Annotated in this window: 16 protein-coding genes; 3 read left to right on the top strand and 13 right to left on the bottom strand. The window is 44.1% G+C overall.

Translation table 11 applies throughout. From position 1 onward, the window contains the following. Nucleotides 1-84: 84 nt before the first annotated feature. Nucleotides 85-1,428, bottom strand: a complete 1,344-nt coding sequence (hflX, locus tag A1QO_RS10040; RefSeq protein ID WP_017041493.1) for a GTPase HflX — start codon at nucleotides 1,426-1,428, stop codon at nucleotides 85-87. A gap of 521 nt (nucleotides 1,429-1,949) precedes the next feature. Here hflX and A1QO_RS10045 point away from each other — a divergent pair. Further along, complete coding sequence (locus tag A1QO_RS10045) at nucleotides 1,950-2,492, top strand: hypothetical protein (RefSeq protein ID WP_017034171.1); 543 nt, start codon at nucleotides 1,950-1,952, stop codon at nucleotides 2,490-2,492. A gap of 161 nt (nucleotides 2,493-2,653) precedes the next feature. On the opposite strand, the gene A1QO_RS10050 is transcribed toward A1QO_RS10045, so the two are convergent. The 9 genes from A1QO_RS10050 to A1QO_RS10085 all read right to left on the bottom strand — a co-directional run bounded on the left by A1QO_RS10050 (nucleotide 2,654) and on the right by A1QO_RS10085 (nucleotide 10,850). Beyond that, complete coding sequence (locus tag A1QO_RS10050; protein ID WP_017041494.1) at nucleotides 2,654-3,922, bottom strand: O-acetylhomoserine aminocarboxypropyltransferase/cysteine synthase family protein; 1,269 nt, start codon at nucleotides 3,920-3,922, stop codon at nucleotides 2,654-2,656. A 145-nt stretch (nucleotides 3,923-4,067) separates the two neighbouring features. Continuing rightward, nucleotides 4,068-5,840, bottom strand: coding sequence for a lysophospholipid acyltransferase family protein (locus A1QO_RS10055; protein WP_017041495.1), 1,773 nt, complete (start codon nucleotides 5,838-5,840; stop codon nucleotides 4,068-4,070). 37 nt (nucleotides 5,841-5,877) lie between these two features. Next, nucleotides 5,878-6,333, bottom strand: coding sequence for a YHS domain-containing (seleno)protein (locus tag A1QO_RS10060; protein WP_017041496.1), 456 nt, complete (start codon nucleotides 6,331-6,333; stop codon nucleotides 5,878-5,880). A 56-nt stretch (nucleotides 6,334-6,389) separates the two neighbouring features. Then, the gene (locus tag A1QO_RS10065; protein WP_017041497.1) at nucleotides 6,390-7,199 is read right to left on the bottom strand and encodes a hypothetical protein; all 810 of its coding nucleotides are present in this window, start codon (nucleotides 7,197-7,199) and stop codon (nucleotides 6,390-6,392) included. 1 nt (nucleotide 7,200) lies between these two features. Beyond that, nucleotides 7,201-7,767 (bottom strand): hypothetical protein, encoded by a 567-nt coding sequence (locus tag A1QO_RS10070; protein WP_017041498.1) that lies wholly within the window; start codon nucleotides 7,765-7,767, stop codon nucleotides 7,201-7,203. 25 nt (nucleotides 7,768-7,792) lie between these two features. Further along, the gene (locus tag A1QO_RS10075) at nucleotides 7,793-8,926 is read right to left on the bottom strand and encodes a hypothetical protein (protein WP_017041499.1); all 1,134 of its coding nucleotides are present in this window, start codon (nucleotides 8,924-8,926) and stop codon (nucleotides 7,793-7,795) included. Then, complete coding sequence (locus A1QO_RS10080; protein ID WP_017040726.1) at nucleotides 8,923-9,510, bottom strand: DedA family protein; 588 nt, start codon at nucleotides 9,508-9,510, stop codon at nucleotides 8,923-8,925. The genes A1QO_RS10075 and A1QO_RS10080 overlap by 4 nt, the downstream gene beginning before the upstream one ends. Beyond that, nucleotides 9,473-9,652 carry a hypothetical protein gene (locus A1QO_RS20285; RefSeq protein ID WP_141707129.1) on the bottom strand — a complete coding sequence of 60 codons (180 nt, stop codon included), beginning with the start codon at nucleotides 9,650-9,652 and terminating at the stop codon, nucleotides 9,473-9,475. The genes A1QO_RS10080 and A1QO_RS20285 overlap by 38 nt, the downstream gene beginning before the upstream one ends. Before the next feature lie 220 nt (nucleotides 9,653-9,872). Continuing rightward, entirely contained in the window at nucleotides 9,873-10,850 is a 978-nt protein-coding gene (locus A1QO_RS10085; RefSeq protein WP_017034163.1) for an ion channel, read from the bottom strand. Between the two features lie 404 nt (nucleotides 10,851-11,254). Here A1QO_RS10085 and A1QO_RS10090 point away from each other — a divergent pair, with 404 nt between their 5' ends. After that, nucleotides 11,255-12,799, top strand: a complete 1,545-nt coding sequence (locus tag A1QO_RS10090) for an alanine/glycine:cation symporter family protein (protein ID WP_017041500.1) — start codon at nucleotides 11,255-11,257, stop codon at nucleotides 12,797-12,799. A gap of 135 nt (nucleotides 12,800-12,934) precedes the next feature. On the opposite strand, the gene A1QO_RS10095 is transcribed toward A1QO_RS10090, so the two are convergent. The 3 genes from A1QO_RS10095 to guaB all read right to left on the bottom strand — a co-directional run bounded on the left by A1QO_RS10095 (nucleotide 12,935) and on the right by guaB (nucleotide 16,870). Further along, entirely contained in the window at nucleotides 12,935-13,534 is a 600-nt protein-coding gene (locus A1QO_RS10095; protein WP_017034161.1) for an acetate uptake transporter, read from the bottom strand. A gap of 187 nt (nucleotides 13,535-13,721) precedes the next feature. After that, nucleotides 13,722-15,275 carry a glutamine-hydrolyzing GMP synthase gene (guaA, locus tag A1QO_RS10100; RefSeq protein WP_017041501.1) on the bottom strand — a complete coding sequence of 518 codons (1,554 nt, stop codon included), beginning with the start codon at nucleotides 15,273-15,275 and terminating at the stop codon, nucleotides 13,722-13,724. 131 nt (nucleotides 15,276-15,406) lie between these two features. Continuing rightward, entirely contained in the window at nucleotides 15,407-16,870 is a 1,464-nt protein-coding gene (gene guaB, locus A1QO_RS10105; RefSeq protein ID WP_017034159.1) for an IMP dehydrogenase, read from the bottom strand. Between the two features lie 209 nt (nucleotides 16,871-17,079). Between guaB and xseA the strand changes: the two genes are divergently transcribed. Then, the gene (xseA, locus tag A1QO_RS10110; RefSeq protein WP_017041502.1) at nucleotides 17,080-18,411 is read left to right on the top strand and encodes an exodeoxyribonuclease VII large subunit; all 1,332 of its coding nucleotides are present in this window, start codon (nucleotides 17,080-17,082) and stop codon (nucleotides 18,409-18,411) included. Nucleotides 18,412-18,513: the final 102 nt, after the last annotated feature.

The raw sequence follows: 18,513 nt of genomic DNA on the forward strand, positions 1-18,513 counted from the left end.
AAACAGTGAGAAAGAAAAAAGCCTAACGTCATGTTGTCATTGATACGTTAGGCTTTTTGCTGCATTTATGGCGACATGGGCTTTTTATAAATTCAACATTTTCTTTTTGAGTCTAGCCAAATCAATTGGGTTCGAGCGTACAGTTAGCTTTATATGGTCGTATTCGTACTCTTCATTCGTAACACTCATACTTGAACGAATTTCACCAACAATGCCTTTCGCGGTGTACGGCACAATGATTTCATCTTCAACCATCTCATTTTCAGCCACACTGACGATGTACTTATGTAGCTTCGCAATATCAAGTGGGTTACGTGTTGACGTCATCATCGCATCTGGAAACTCTTCCATCAGTGCTTGCTGCTGTTCGTCGCTAAGTCGATCGGATTTATTCAATACCAATAACTTTTCAATGCCATCAACACCGACTTCACCAAGAACCTCGTGCACAACATCAAGCTGAGCACGGAATGATGCGTCTGAAGCGTCAACCACATAAAGCAGTAAAGATGCATCATGAGCTTCAGCTAAAGTGGAATGGAATGAAGCAACGAGGTCGTGCGGTAATTTTTTAATAAACCCGACGGTATCGGATACCAGAATCCGGGGTTGTGTGATCGGGTGTAACGCACGCACAGTCGTATCAAGCGTCGCAAAAAGTTTATCTTCTCCTGATACTTCACTGCCTGTAATGGCGCGCATCATTGATGACTTGCCCGCATTGGTATAACCCACTAATGCCACACTAAAGAGTTCCGCACGCTGTTTTCGGCGGCCTTTCAGTTCAGATTGCACACTGACCAATTCACGTCTCAGGTCAGCCAATTGATCACGTACTTTACGGCGATCCAACTCTAACGAGGTTTCACCCGCTCCTTTCCCCATTTGACGTTCGTTATCACCTGTCAATGATTCACGAAGTCGTGGCACTAAATAATTAAGACGGGCTATCTCCACCTGTAAGCGTGCCGTACGAGTGCGAGCATGACGGCTAAAAATTTCAATGATGATGCCCGTACGGTCAAACACTTCTACGCCCAGTTGATTCTCTACATTACGCAGTTGAGATGGTGTCAAATCGCAATCAAAAACAACCACATCAGCGCTAGAGAGTGGCTGGTTTTCTGAGGGAAGATCGTCAAAATCCGTCTCATCAAACAGCTCTTCAATTTCTTGGTCTTCTTCTCCTATTGAACCTTTATTGCCCGTAAGGTGCGCAATTTCCGCCAATTTACCTAAACCAAGTACATTAAGCCCTTGAGTCGAACTTTGCTTTTGAGACTGTGTGCCGACCACTTTAAACCCTAGGGTTGTCACTAAACGAGCAAGTTCTGCTAGTGATTCTGCTGCCTCATCTCCTTTAAATTTGGGCGTGCAAATAGAGATGAGTAAAGCGTGATTAAGCGATGGTTTTGCTGTTAGTTTCATATTTTTTGATGATCGTGCACCGAAATGCAAACCTAGTTTTTGTCTAAAGTAGTGTGATCCTACGCTGTTATCGATGTGCTTTATAGGGCAATGGAATAGTAAATGGATATATTATTTAAATTAATTACAAATCAAACACTTAAATTAAACACTTAGCTTTTCCAGTAACCATTCTTCTAGTAATGACAAAACCTCTTTTATGGCTGCTTCCTTGTTATATCGAAGTATTATCGACACTTTAATTTCATTTGGCACATGGGTAACCCAAAGCTACTTCACCAATTTTACTGAACAAAAAACACCACAAAAATAAAATTCAAACCATTGAAATAAAACAGTTAATATCAAATAAAGCATAAAACACCTCAACAAACATTCGATTGGGTTGCCATGTGCTAATCCCTTTAAACCTCTTCGCACCTATCGTTTCTATGCTAATCTAACTACTCAATGAGGGGGCTTACATACACTGGCACCCGCGCTGTCGCACTAAGTTCACAATAATATCGGTACTCTTCCTTATGTCTTCCCCCACACTCAGCTCTTCGTATCTCTATTCGGCTTCTTTTTATCATTTTTCTCTTGCGGATAAAGAATTGCTTGCTTTAGATATTGCTCCCTCTTTACCCACGGATATGTCTGAAAGAATCAGGATCGTCCAATCGCAATTGAAAGAGCTACTTCATCTTGCTGGGCAAGTCGTGTTTGAATATCAAGTGGCTGACATGCCCCACAAAGCAAACATGATTATGTTGTATCGCGGCTTGGTCTTTGTTGTTGTGTTTCGAATCGGGGAAAGGGAATACAAAGCAGAAGATATCGCCCTAGCTCAGGAGTTCGCAATGGCTTTAAAAAAAGACCACTCACTGTGCGCGGACCGATTTATTGTTCCTGTGGTCATTGCGACTGAGGCCGGCCCAAAAGGGTGTGATATTGAAGTTAGCCCTCAACGGGTCATGAATACGATCGTTGATAACGGCAACAACTTAGCGGCTTTACTCGAGCACTTTGCAAACCAATTTAAGGCCGATGAAATAGAAGTAATACGCTGGCTAGAAGAGTAACAAACGAGACAAAGGTTTTAGCCCCGAACACGAGTAAAAAATCCGAGGTCGGTGAATAAAAAAGCCAGAACACATGGTTCCGGCTTTCTCTCAACTACTCAATATTTCTTATTTTATACTATGCGCTTATTCGCACAGTTTCCTTATTAACGTCCATTCATTTAGGCATTTAAGGCCTGCTCAAGATCCGCAAGAATATCATCGATATGTTCAATACCGACGGATAACCGGATCATTTCCGGTGAAACGCCCGCTTGTTTTTGTTCTTGTTCACTCAATTGGCGATGAGTCGTTGATGCTGGATGACAAGCCAATGATTTAGCATCACCAATATTCACTAGGCGCTTAAATATCTCAAGCGCGTCATAAAAACGAACACCCGCGTCGTAGCCATCTTTTAAGCCAAACGAAAGAATCGCAGAAGGCTTCCCATTCATGTACTTCTCTGCGAGCGGAAAGTAAGGGGAGGTAGGAAGACCAGCATAACTTACCCAGCTGACTTTCTCGTGCTGACTTAAATATTCTGCCACTTTCAATGCGTTCTCAGTATGACGTTCCATACGTAGTGATAAGGTTTCTAGGCCTTGCATTAACATAAATGCATTCATTGGTGACAGGGCTGCCCCAGTATTGCGTAGCGGCACCGTGCGAGCTCGGCCAATGAATGCAGCTTCTCCAAACGCTTCGGCATAAACAACACCATGATAAGACGCTTCGGGTGTATTAAATACTGGAAAACGGTCTTTGTGCTCAGCCCAAGGGAATTTGCCTGAATCGACAATCATGCCACCTAAGGTCGTTCCGTGCCCACCTACGTATTTGGTGAGAGAATGCACCACAATATCGGCACCAAACTCCATGGGTTTGCACAATACTGGCGTTGCAACCGTGTTATCGACCACCACAGGAACACCTTGCGCGTGGGCAAGTTCTGCTATGCGCTCTAAGTCAATAATGTTCCCCGCAGGGTTCCCGATACTTTCGCAATAGACCGCTTTGGTATTTTCATCAATAAGTTCAGCAAGACTTTCTGGTTTATCGTCTTTGGCGAATCGAACCTCAATGCCTTGCTTTGGCAGCATATGAGCAAACAGCGTGTATGTCCCACCGTATAACTGTGGAGTAGAAACGATATTGTCGCCTCCCTCAGCCAAGGTTTGGATGGCATAATTGATAGCAGCACTTCCTGCACTCACCGCAAGACCCGCAATGCCGCCTTCTAACGCTGCCATACGTTTTTCCAGCACATCATTGGTTGGGTTCATGATTCGCGTGTAGATATTCCCTGGAACTTCAAGGTTGAATAAATCAGCGCCATGTTGAGCGCTGTCAAATTCATACGCGACGGTTTGATAAATAGGCGTTGCCACCGATTTTGTTGTTGGGTCTGTGTCATAGCCAAAATGGATGGAAAGGGTTTCGTCTTTCATTTCTCTTCCTTGAATGTTGTCGTTTTTTTGTCCGACTATCATGACACACAAGATTATCCTGATGAAAGAATGCGCCATCACACATTGATAAAGATCTCTTCATCAATCTATGTCTGTGTATCTCGTCACCAGCGTCTATTCTTGATTAGGGATCACGATGTGTTAATCCTAAGTAGGTTTCGGCTTCTGCTCTGCCCATGTATTTGGCTAAGGTTTTCAAAGGAACTGCTTTTAGATTCACGACAATCAGACCATCAAGCGCGTCATTGAATGCAGGGTCGACATTAAAACAAACCAGCTTTCCATTCATGCCTAAATACTGCCGAAGCAATACGGGAAGGCCTTTTCCTTTTTCCATACGAGCCAGCACTTTAGACAATAACGATACACTCGCTAACGATGACAACAAATTCGCCTGCCAAAAGACAGCGCCACTGGATCGAAGTGGTGTAGACGCTTTTACCAGTGTGGCTTTCTCTTGATCGTAATGATGAATAGATAACGTCGCTGCCATTAATTGCCGCGCGACATGGCTATAGTCACTGCTGATACTGACTGGGCCAAATAAATGGGTGTACTGGGGATGACGCTGAACAAAGGCAGCGATACCTTTCCAAAGCATCAATAACGAGCTCAGATTACGTTGGTATTTTTTCGCCACGACAGAGCGGCCCAATTCAAGACTCTTACCCAGTGAATCAATAAAGCTCTGATCATATTGAAAAAGGCTTCGCGAGTAGAGGGCGTCTAAGCCATGCTTCTCAACAAGCTCATCAACCAACCCCATTCGATAGGATCCAACGATTTCTCGTTCCTTTTCATTCCAAACAAACAATTGATAGTAATGCAGATCGTATTCATCGACATCGCAGGCTAGGCCACTGCCTTCGCCAACCGCGCGAAAGCTCTCTTCTCGTATTCGACCAATCTCTTGCATCACGGTTGGAATCGCCTGAGTTGGCGCGCAATAGACTTTATAATCGCCTTGCTCAAACAGTAATGTCGAGGGTGGCAATGAAGAGGTTTCTAAATGCAGTTGATCCTGAGGTAATGGGGCAATGATCGGCGTCTGAAACACGGATGAGGCTCCCTGAACCCAATGCTCATTTGGAGTTGCCGCTGAATGTTGGCTCATCAGATAGGTATTCAGCCTTAAATAATGAACAATGTCCTTGTCTTGTTCAAAACCCTTAAGTTCAGAAAATGGAATAGCACTGCCTATGGAAATGGCGATGCTTGACGCTTTTTTATTGAGCAGCTCTCGACCTAGTAGTGCGGTTCTAAGCAATGGATGAATTCGCCCAGCTTGATAAAACAAGGCACTGTTTTTACCATTGATGAAAATCGGCACCGTTGTAGCCTGACTGCGCTTAATAAATTTCGCGACCGATTGACTCCACTCTATATCCAACAAAGAATCGATCCCCTCTTGATAGGTAGAGACTTCGCCAGCAGGGAAAACAATTAAAACGCCTCCTTCCGATAAATGACGATGCGCTTCGCGAATCGCATTGGTATTGGTTCGCTGCGATGATTTTCCATTAAACACATCGATACCAATAAACAGCTCGTCGATCTCAGGAAGACGTTTCAGAAGTTGATTCGCTAACACTTTGACGTCTTTACGTACGGCGCCCATTAAATCCGCCAAAATAACGCCCTCAAGCGCCCCTAATGGATGATTAGCCACAATGACCGTCGCCCCTGATTGAGGGATACTCTCCACAATGCCTTGTTCTACTTGATATTGAATATTGAGCGCGTTGAGCGTGTAATTCATAAACTCGAAACTTGTCCGCGTTTTGGGCCTTTGCTGATACAAGCGATCAAGTTTAGATAAACCCGTCGCCCATTCAACCACGGACTCTCCAATCCCAAAAGGGGTATATCTCGGCAAACGAAAAGGACTATCTATCATGGTGGTCACCTTGTGTATTTGACGTAGTTCAATCGAATTATTGAATTAACGAGGGCCAATTTTGGTTTGCTTGAGTAATATGATGAGTACGGTCAGACTCCCATTTATTCTTAATACCTTCGTTGTAATTGAGATATAGCTTCCCATCCACCAAAGACCATTGCTCTGGATCGCCTGGGGCAAAATCATTCTTTTCAGAAATCGCCCAGGCACAATAACCTCCGTATTGCGGCGCATACTTTTCAGGATTGGCGATAAAGGCCTGCAGATTTTCTTGAGACGAAAAGTACCAGTTTGCTTGTTTGTATTCCGTTTTAAATTCAGCGAGACCTTTTACTGGTGCGTTCTCTGTAAAGTACGCAACACTGTCGTAGCCACTGAGTGCTTTGTTGTTAAAAAAACCGGTATACACTTCATCGCTTGCGTAGCTAAAAGAACTCACACATAGCAGTAATAATGCTGAGATGATGTTGACGTTAATTAATGTTTTCATATGGACACTTAATTCCTTTTCAATTTTATTGGCGTTCTAGTGAGCGTGGTTGTCACTCAAGAAGCCAAGCAGCGGTTAAGACAAAGATCATATTGATGTTGCTTTAGCGTTTGTTCCGACAATTGGTCACATGGAGAACCAGCAACATAGGACATGTATTGGCGATTTTTAGACACATTTAAATAGGTAAAACTCACCGTTTGGGCATCTTCTCGATGCATACAGGTTGAGCGGTGCAAATGCTCCGGATGATGATGGGTATGAAATTCCAATAGGGTTTGAACGCTTTTATCTTTCGCGGTCAATTTAGAAAACTGCTCTAACCGATAAGCGGTCACGGCTTCTAAATCAACGCTTGATGAAAATAGCGGGCAGTCGGTTAAATGAATAAGCCGCTTCTGACCATCCCATTCCAAGGCAGTAACGTAAGGGTTATCCGTTTTGAGCGACGGAGAAAAAGCCAGTAACGTAAAAGGCGCAAAACGATGAAGATCCCATTGCCTAAAAGCTTGCTCTACTTTCTCGACTTCGGAGTAACTAGACAGGTGCTTAAGCAGTAGCCCTCGGCTCATTAACGTCTCTTTCTTCTCGGTTATCGCCGAAGGCATCACTCCTTGCTCGTTGCTGAGTAAACCTTGATCGTTGTTTACTGAACCTTGATAGTTATTGAGCAAGCAAAGTGACAACCCAAACTCATTCAAGCTGATCCAGCTACCACTTCCAACAGGGTCAATCGGCATGATCACATCGGTTCCGTCGACGGTGATTTGTCTAGGCGGCAATGCAAGAGCACGGCTTTTTTGCTCATCACGGTTAAAAAATATCTGGTAGCCATCGTCATCCACCAACCAAGAAACAGAACACATACTATTGCCCCCGAATAAATGTGGCGGTAGCCGGTGCCAAACCAAAATCATCACTCGTTTCGATGGCTAAAAGAGTGGTCACCACTTTTGCCATTGCGAAATGATGGTTGGCGTGCAAGGCCGCAAAGGTTAACTCACGTTCAAACGTTGACGACATTAAGCAAACCTTACTTTTTTTCAGCGACACTTCGGTAGCGATGACCACGGGGGCAATAAGATCGCTTGTCTTTGTCGTTTTGAGTCTTTCAATAAAATACAGGATCTCTTCTATGGCAATCTGGCGTTGTGTTTCGACCTCATGCCCTCTTCTTCTTTGGTTATAATCCACATGACTACCCTCTTGAAAAAGTGCGTGAAAGATATCAAGCCAATGACGAAAATGTTGGCCAATTGAGCTAGAAAGATAAGGCTGAGCATCGTAGCCATATTGAGCGTCAGTGATCCTAGTTAGAAACTGAAGGCCTTGATCTAGGGTTTCAATCGCACCCGATATAACAGGAGAGATGATGGGGGCTTCTGCATCACCGTCCCTTTCCGGTATCAAGCTCTGAGTTGAAAGTACAAGCATATTTATCCCTATAATTCGTTGTTATTTAGTCGGTCGCGGGGTAGTGCTGAGTCAATAATTTTTCTTCTCGCCAGGCATTCAGTAACACAGAGAGAGGGGGGGATTTGTGTCCCAGTCGTTTTTGTTGGGCACCAATATCAAATAAAATTCGGTATTGCTTGAGCAACGTAGAAAAAATCTCTTTCAGTGGCGTGTTGCAATCCCAGATGTGGGCGGCTTCGCTGCTCGCTCCATTGATTTCCAAAATGGTAAATTTTTCACCCGCCATAAACTGATCAATATCTTCAAATTTGATGTCCAACCTGCCGTAGTGAAACCCAGCTAAATCGTCAAATATCTCGTCCAACTTCTTCGTTAACATCGGACTGATATAGTGATTCCCATTCCTAAAAATAGAACCTCGACTGTGGCTTCCGGCAAACGCCAACGGGAACTCTTCCGACTTTTCAGGAACCCAATCGAGTTTGTCTTGGTGTCTTGGGAAATAGAGATGAGATAACTGCCCTGCTCTTGGGCACTGTTCGATAAGCTGCTTTAAGGTACTCACGCCATCACCTATCACTGAAGGGGCATACTTGAGAGTCATAGAGATGATCTCACCTTGTTTTTGACCGGGGTAGCGCACATAAAAAACACCCGCCTCGGCTTGATATGGCGCTTTTTCCTGTAGAAGGAAACGGGCATTGCTGGGGAACGCTTTTATGTAACCGTGCAAATGTTCTGGTGAACGTAATAACTGAACCCCTGCACCACGACAGCCTAAGTCCGGCTTAGCCACAATAGGAAATTCCAGATTGTTTTTTTTCATGGCGGCCAGTGCTAATGTGCACTGCTGAGAAACAGATTCATGCCCTTTTGTCACTAGGATATAGCGTGAAATCGATTCCCTTGCTTTTGAACCTGCGAGTGAAAGAATATCGTGTTTTGATTCTCCGACCATTCCACTTAATTTAATGCTTGGATTCGCGATAAGTGGCAAGGCGATATCTCGGTGTTTCGCTCCTAACAACAGGCTTTGAATGAGCACTGGCGTGTAAAAAAACCAACTGGGTAAAAATTCGTACGGTGAAACCGCTCGCGTTGTCTCTACCTCGAGTTTTGGCATCCCTGCATTGATTTTATTTTTGGCAATGCATACCACACCATTGTTCAAGCTCATGAAAAACCTCTAGAGAGTGATTTATTAAGAATTCGGTTGACGGAAAAAAGCACCAATAATGCAACAGGAATCGTTAACCATTGGAAAACCCCGGTTTGCAACCAATCTGCACTGCCCAGCGAATAGATAACGCCGAACACAGCCAACGTCCAGACGCTACTCGCGGTTAACACCGCCAACAAAAACTGAGGTAATGGAATGGCAAAAAAGCCACTTAAAGTGAACCCAACTGTCCTCATTCCTGGAATAAATCGGATGAAAAATAAATTGATAAAAGTGCGTTGATGTAGCTTTCGTCTTAATGTACGAAAGTGTCGGCTCGTTAACGCTTTGTAACGTACCCCACGAAAATAACGACCGCTTTTTCCGAGGTAATAAAGCCCAATGTCACCGGTTGTTATCCCAATAAAAATGGCAAGCAAGGCTAACGAAGGCGACATGAGTTGCTGCATCGCCAAGCTAGCCGCAGAAACGATCGCGAGATCCTCCAAAAGATAGGAAAGCAATATCACCCCAGCAAACATCCACAAAGCAGAATGCGTACTGCTAAACAGCTCTGTCTGTAGGTCGGTAATCATTGGCATTCACATCTCCATTCCACAGCGAAGTTATTCCGATAGCCCAATTCACTAATGCGTTGCGTAATAAACGATCGTTGTCATCAACGAGTAATAAACGATCGTGCAATAAACGGTTGAGTGATAAACGTAAGAGTTCGACGGTCATACTCAGACACACAAGACTCACGATTAAGCAGACCGCTTGATCCACAAAAAACTTACACAGGATGTAAATTCACCTGTTTTATATACGTTTTATTTCAGTCTAAATCGGTTATGTGTGGGAAAGATGAAGGTTTGTTAACAGCAGCAAGTGGGAATATCATTTAGGCGCGAAACCAGAGAAGCCCCCTGAGTCGTTGGCTTCTCTGATGTTTGCAATCCTTTTATCGCGTCATTTTTTTTACGAAAACAACCACAAACAGTGCCATGGTAAAACTGCCCATAAACGCTTCAAATGCAGCAATGAATCGAGCCACGCCAACAGGGGATATGTCCCCGTACCCTAACGTTGTAAAAGTGACCACGCTAAAATACAAGGCGTTAAAGAACTCGAACAGATAGAAACGCCACCCTTCGATATCTTCATATATCGGGTTACTGGCGGTGGTGTCCAACACAAAATACGCCATCGCACAGGTAAGAATAAGCCCCAATGAAAATGCAACGACTCTTATTGGCGACTCGCCATAACCACAAAAAACATCAACGGTCTTTGAAATAATACGGTTCAAGCTCATCAATGGCATTTGATAGCGCCGATAACGCATTTCTTTTTTGAAGAATACCCCCGCGGTTTCAAATAAACCTTGTTTTTCACACTGCTTGCGAATGTTACGACACACCTCTTCAGCTTCTTGGCACAATGAGATGCTTCGCCTTCGATCACCCTCTTTCATCGCCAATCGCGTATCTATCTCTTGTTTTAACGAACCTCCCCATTCGATGTTTTCAAGTTTGGCTCGGCTCAGGTCTGCACCCAATAAATTGCAGTTATCCAATCGTGCACAATGCAAATTTGCACCATTTAACTTGGCTTTCATCATTGATGACCCTCTTAGATCTAAGCCAAAAAAGTGAGCATCCGATAAATCTGCACGATAAAAATCCACATCTCGACACTTGTAGCCTTCTTTGTTTCCTCTATTTACCAGGTTGATATCCACCAAATTTGTTCTCGCCAACTGAAATCCATCCAAAGGTTTACCCTCGGCGGCCCAGTTTTCAATCTTTTCACGTACATTATCATTGCTTTTGTCTACGTTTGGATCGTGCCAGTAACATAACTCCGACTCTCCACAAGATTGGTCACAACGCCAGTTATCGGGGCTTTGATAACGGCATTGGCTTTGTTCTGATTTCATAGTCGTACCCCTCAATAATTAATTGTAGGAGTTCGCGATTAAGTTGCCATTGAAAATCCTTTTCTTTCTTTAACCTCTCCTAAAACACGCCAAATACTTTCAAACAGCATAAATACACCACCCACTAGATTAATAAGCCAAAATAGTGAATAAATAAAGAATTAAAAACCAATTAGAAAATGCACTTCAACCAAGATATAACCCCATTCAAAATCGAACAAAGGAACAAATTAACACCTCATTAACGCCTAAATAGTTATTTCCTCGGTAAATCAAATGCAAACCAGTTTTGTGCACTTGTTCACATCAAGAAACCGAAACAGACAAAACTATTAACAATTACGCTACAAAACCGTTAATCTATCGACTGAAAAATAATCACAACATAAACAGGGAAAATGCTCATGCAGTCGTTCGTTGACTTTTTGAATGGAATTATCTGGAGCCCAGTGCTTATCTACTTGTGTCTTGGGGCGGGATTGTTCTATTCCATCTTGACTCGATTTGTTCAGGTTCGTCACTTTTTTGAAATGTGGCGCTTGCTACTGTCAGGAAAAAGCTCAAGTAAAGGTATCTCATCATTTCAAGCCCTAGCGGTGTCTTTATCTGGTCGAGTCGGTACGGGTAATATTGCGGGGGTTGCCGCTGCTATCGGATTTGGTGGCCCTGGGGCCGTATTCTGGATGTGGGTTGTTGCCTTCTTTGGTGCTGCAACGGCTTACACAGAGTCAACCTTAGCCCAAATCTACAAAGAAGAAGATGAAGGGCAGTTCCGCGGTGGTCCGGCTTACTACATCGAAAAAGCGATGGGTCAGAAATGGTATGCGTGGATCTTCGCAATCATGACGATTTTTGCGTGTGGTGTTCTTCTTCCTGGTGTCCAATCAAACAGTATTGGTAATGCAGTAGAAGCGGCATTCGGCTCGGGCGACATGATTGAAACCGCTATCGGCACATTCAGTTTTGCTAAAATTTTTACTGGTACGGTTGTTTGCATCATTCTTGCCTTCATTATCTTTGGTGGCGTTAAACGTATTGCTAACTTTACTCAAATCGTTGTTCCTTTCATGGCTCTTGCGTACATCATTACAGCGTTCGTGATTATCCTTCTGAACATTGGTGAAGTTCCACGTATCTTTGCCATGATCATTGGTGATGCATTTACGCCTATGGCAGGCTTTGGTGCTGCTATCGGTTGGGGTGTTAAGCGTGGTGTTTACTCTAACGAAGCGGGACAAGGTACTGGTCCTCACGCGGCGGCGGCGGCGAGCGTTGATCACCCAGCTCAACAAGGTCTGGTTCAGTCTTTTTCTATCTACATCGATACACTACTCGTCTGTTCTGCAACGGCGTTTATGATTCTGATCACTGGTGCGTACAACGTTCACGGCGGTCCAGATGCTTTCATCGTTCAAAACATTGCTGAAAACATCAGTGCAAACGGCCCTGTATTTACTCAAATGGCAATCGAAAGTGCGCTTCCTGGTGTAGGTAAACCATTCATCGCGATTGCTTTGTTCTTCTTTGCTTTCACGACGATTCTGGCTTACTACTACATCGCGGAAACCAACATTGCTTACATCCGTAGAACGGTAAAAGTCAATGGTCTGATGTTTGTCCTTAAGCTGGTTATCATTTCCGCTGTTTTCTATGGCACGGTGAAAACAGCTAATTTAGCTTGGGCTATGGGTGACGTGGGCGTAGGCATGATGGCTTGGTTGAATATAGTGAGTATTATCATTATTTTCTTCATGTCAAAACCTGCACTAAAAGCACTGGAAGATTATGAAGAACAACAAAAGCGTGGTGTGACTGAGTTCACCTTTAACCCTATTAAACTAGGCATTAAAGGCGCGACGTACTGGGAAGAGAAGTACAAACGCAAGACAGGTAACGAACCTCAGGCTGAAGAAAAAGAAGCCAAACCTGTTGAACAACCATCAACCTAACATTGGAGACAATAAGCCGTCACTAATGAAAATGAAGTAAATTCAGTCCAATAAACACAAAGGGTTAGCAATATTGCTAACCCTTTTTATTTTTATCACCTTGTATTGCGACGTATAAGGTGAGTATTCTCAGACTTAAGCCGCAATTTCTTGAGTCATTGGAATGACCTGAGCTTGCTGTTTTTCACCAATCGGCAATACAGTACGCCCGTATTCGTTATTGATAACTTGTGCCATCGCAAAGTAAATCGCGCTTGCTCCGCAGAAGATACCTTCAAAACCAGCGATAGTGCCGATTAGTTCGCTGCCAGTGAAATCACGAGCTGCAAGTAGGAAGAACAAGATAGTTAGTGAACCGAATACAACTTGCTTCGCCACTGGGTAGCATAGAGAGCCGATGAACATGAAGCCTGTGAAGATGCCCCATAGTAGTAGGTACCAACCCATGAATGCTGCAGGGCTTGCAGGTAGGCCCATGTAAGGCATCACGATTAAACCAACCAAAGACAACCAGAATAGGCCGTAAGAAGTAAACGCAGTTGTACCGAACGTGTCACCACGTTTGAAACACATTGTGCCCACGATAACTTGGCTCAATCCGCCATAAAAGATTCCCATCGCTAGAATCATTGAATCCATAGGAAAAAATCCCGCATTATGGATGTTTAGCAGGATGGTTGTCATACCAAACCCCATTAATCCAAGGGGCGCAGGGTTTGCTAGTTTCGTTGACATCTCACTTACCTTTTAAAAAATAGTTATAAAATTTACACGCGGAGTTTAATCCTGAGTGCTATAAAAAGGAAATGTCGTTAACGAAAACTAAGATTGCAGTTCGATCATAAGAAAGATAGAGCCAAAAAAAGCCTCGCAATAACATCACGAGGCTTTCCTATTCTGATAGACCTAATCTATTGAAAGATTATTCCCATTCGATAGTTGCAGGTGGCTTACCTGAAATATCGTAAACAACACGAGAGATGCCATCGACTTCATTGATGATACGGTTAGAAACCTTACCTAAGAAGTCATATGGTAGGTGTGCCCAATGCGCCGTCATAAAGTCGATGGTTTCTACTGCACGTAGCGATACAACCCAATCGTACTTACGACCATCGCCCATTACGCCAACTGAACGTACTGGTAGGAATACCGTGAATGCTTGAGATACTTTGTGGTAAAGGTCAGCAGCGTGAAGCTCTTCAATGAAGATAGCATCTGCGCGACGTAGTAGATCACAGTACTCTTTCTTCACTTCGCCAAGTACACGAACACCTAGACCTGGACCTGGGAACGGGTGGCGGTAAAGCATGTTGTATGGAAGACCAAGCTCTAGACCGATCTTACGTACTTCATCTTTAAACAGCTCACGTAAAGGCTCAACAAGGCCCATTTCCATATCATCAGGAAGACCACCAACGTTGTGGTGAGATTTGATTACGTGTGCTTTACCTGTCTTAGATGCTGCAGACTCGATGACATCTGGGTAGATAGTACCCTGAGCTAGCCATTTAGCATTCTTCAGTTTCTTAGACTCTTCATCGAAGATATCTACGAATACGTGACCGATGATCTTACGCTTCGCTTCTGGTTCAGCTTCACCTTCCAGAGCGTTAAGGAAACGTTCTTCAGCATCTACTTTGATGATGTTTAGGCCAAACTTGTTGCCGAACATCTCCATAACCTGCTCACCTTCGTTTAAACGAAGAAGGCCGTTATCTACAAATACACAGGTTAGTTTATCGCCGATAGCGCGGTGAGCAAGCATCGCAACTACAGATGAATCAACACCACCAGAAAGACCAAGGATAACTTCGTCATCACCTACTTGTTCTTTAATACGTGCAACAGCGTCTTCGATAATCGATTCAGATGTCCATAAACGCTCACAACCACATACATTCAGTACGAAGTTTTCTAGCATTTTTAGGCCATTTTTCGTGTGCGTCACTTCCGGGTGAAACTGTACGCCGTAGTATTTCTTCTCTTCATTTGCCATCGCAGCGTATGGACAAGTGTCTGTTTGTGCGATTTTAACGAAGTCAGATGGAATCTCGACCACTTTGTCACCGTGACTCATCCAAACATCTTGAGTCGTCTCAAGGTCAGCGAAAAGTGCTGATTCGCCCGTTACTTGGACCGCTGCGTAACCAAATTCACGCTCATTCGAACCTGCAACCTTACCACCCAGTTGCTCAGCCATGGTCTGCATGCCATAACAGACACCAAATACAGGAACGCCTGAATCAAATACGTACTGAGGTGCACGTGGAGAGTTCTGTTCCGTTACACTTTCAGGGCCGCCAGATAGGATGATACCGTCTGGATTGAATTCACGAATATCCGCTTCTTCTACGTCCCAGCTCCAAAGTTCACAGTAAACACCGATTTCACGAATACGACGAGCAACAAGCTGCGTATATTGAGAGCCGAAATCCAGAATCAGAATACGTTGGTCATGAATATTTTTAGTCATTTGAGGTAATCTTATTAGCTAAATAATGAAACGGAGACGAGTTTACTCGCCTCTTATTAAGTCTTCAAGCGGTAAGGCAATCGTTTTCGCAGGGCGACTTCATCACTGAAATAGCCTCAACGAACCTACCATTAACCTAGACGGTAATTAGGTGCTTCTTTTGTAATTTGAACATCATGCACGTGAGATTCGGCCATACCTGCTCCAGAAATACGAACAAATTCAGCTTTAGTACGCATATCTTCAACAGTCGCAGAACCTGTTAGACCCATGCTTGAGCGAAGACCGCCCATTTGCTGATGTACGATTTCTTTCAAACGGCCTTTATATGCGATGCGACCTTCAATACCTTCTGGAACAAGCTTGTCTGCAGCGTTATCAGATTGGAAGTAACGGTCAGAAGAACCTTGAGACATAGCGCCAAGAGACCCCATACCACGGTATGACTTGTAAGAACGACCGTTGTAAAGGATAACTTCACCCGGTGCTTCTTCAGTACCCGCGAACATTGATCCAACCATCACACAAGATGCGCCAGCAACGATAGCTTTACAGATATCGCCAGAGAAGCGGATACCGCCATCTGCAATGACTGGAATACCGTATTCGTTCGCTACTTCAGCTGCGTCTGCGATGGCTGTTACTTGCGGAACACCAACACCCGTAACGATACGAGTCGTACAAATTGAACCCGGGCCGATACCCACTTTAACCGCACTGACACCGGCTTCGATAAGAGCACGAGCGCCAGCGCCTGTTGCTACGTTACCACCAATGATTTGTAGATCAGGGTATGCAGCACGAGTTTCACGAATACGGTTAAGTACGCCTTCAGAGTGACCGTGTGATGAGTCGATGAGTAGAACGTCTACACCCGCTTCAACAAGAGCAGCAACGCGCTCTTCGTTACCAGCACCAGCACCAACAGCTGCACCGACACGTAGGCTGCCGCGCTCATCTTTACAAGCGTTTGGTTTACGTTCTGCTTTATGGAAATCTTTTGCAGTGATCATTCCAGTGAGTTGGAAGTCATCATTGACAACAAGCACTTTTTCAACGCGCGCTTCATGCATTTTCTCTTGAACTTCTTCACGAGTTGCACCTTCCTTAACAGAAGCAAGGCGAGCTTTAGGCGTCATTACCGCATCCACTTTCTTAGAAAGATCAGTAACAAAACGAACGTCACGGCCAGTAATAATACCAACAAGTTCGTTTGTTTCAGTAACAACAGGGAAACCGGCAAAACCGTGTTTTTGAGTAAGGGCTACAACATCAGCGATTGTCGCGTCAGGGTTTACAGTTACTGGGTGAGAAACCACACCCGCTTCGTAAATTTTAACCTGATGAACCATTTCAGCTTGCTGCTCGATTGACATATTCTTATGAATAAAACCAATGCCACCTTCTTGCGCGAGGGCAATTGCTAGGCGCGCTTCCGTAACAGTATCCATCGATGCAGAGATCATTGGGATGTTTAAAGAAATGTTTTTCGTCAACTGAGTGCGAAGATCAGCGGTGTTCGGAAGAACAGTAGAGTGTGCAGGGACGAGTAAAACGTCATCAAACGTTAAAGCTTCTTTTGCGATTCGTAGCATTTGCAATATCTCACAACAAAGGTGTTAAAGGGAATAAATCCGACTCTATCGTTTCGCATAACAGAGTCATTTGGATTTGATATTGCAGACGGATTATACGCAGGGCGCAATCGCTTGGCTACACATTTATCTAACTTTAATTTGCATTTACCCCCTTGCTATGTATTATATTGCCGCTAACTTCCATACTCACGCCCAAGAGTTTAGCTGTGCCCTCTCTGACTAACCCAAATATCTTTACTGTCTCTCGCCTTAATTCTGAAGTCCGATTACTGCTTGAAAATCAGATGGGTATTGTTTGGCTAGTCGGCGAAATCTCAAACTTCTCATCCCCCGTCTCTGGTCATTGGTACCTCACGCTTAAAGATTCCCGCGCTCAAGTAAAATGTGCAATGTTTAAAGGGAACAATCGCCGAGTCACTTTTAAACCCAAAAATGGCCAACAGGTATTAGTGAAAGCACGACTTTCTCTTTATGAACCTCGTGGCGATTACCAGTTGATTATTGACAGCATGCAGCCAGAAGGTGATGGCCAGCTGCAGCAGCAATTTGATGAGTTAAAAATGAAGCTCGCCGCAGAAGGGCTATTTGCACAAACCAATAAATCTCAGCTGCCAGAAAACCCTAAGTGTGTGGGCGTCATTACATCGAAAACGGGAGCGGCTCTTTTTGATATTCTTGATGTACTAAAACGTCGAGATCCAAGCTTACCGGTGATCGTATATCCAACCCTTGTACAAGGTAATGATGCCGCAATCCAGATTGCACAAGCCATTGGACGAGCAAACAGTCGGCAAGAATGTGATGTTCTCATAGTTGGCCGTGGTGGTGGCTCTCTGGAAGATCTTTGGTGTTTTAACAATGAGACCGTTGCTCGGACCATCGCAGCCAGCCAGATTCCAATTATCAGTGCAGTAGGTCACGAGATTGATGTCACTATCGCTGATTTTGTCGCTGACATGCGAGCGCCCACGCCTTCAGCCGCAGCAGAACTGGTCAGTCGTGATACCAGCAATAAATCTCAGTCTTTTGCTGCAAAGCAGCGAAACCTGATTAATGCCATGCGTCATTACATGTCGCTACAGAGCGCCAATGTGTCACAGCTCACTCATCGATTAGACAAGCAACACCCGAGCGTTCAACTCCAGCAACAAAGCCAACAAATCGACCAACTCGAAGCTCGTCTAGTTCATGTATCAAAGCAATACTTAAATCATCACCAGACCAGGCTCAATAACCTCGCGCACAAGTTACAACTGCACTCTCCTGCAATGCAATTGAGTAAACAAACGTCTCACTTATCTCGCTCAGAGCAAAAACTCATTGATGCCATGAAAAGTCTGTTAGTCAATCGCCGTTACCAGTTCAATTTGATGACCGAAAAGCTGGATACGGTTAGCCCTCTTGCTACATTACTGCGTGGCTATTCGATTACTAAAGACAATCGTGAAAATGTGATTACTCATCATGATCAAGTCAAAACAGGTGATCAGATCACAACTCGCTTAGCTGATGGCGAAATACAGTCAATCGTTAGGTAGCGTGTGCATTAGCTGGTTAGCCTAAGTACAGATTCAGTCACTCAATACTGATGCTCTAATCTCTAATCTCTGATCTCTAATCTCTAATCTCTAATCTCTAAT

The organism is Vibrio genomosp. F10 str. ZF-129 (assembly GCF_000287055.2).
Classification (GTDB): domain Bacteria; phylum Pseudomonadota; class Gammaproteobacteria; order Enterobacterales; family Vibrionaceae; genus Vibrio.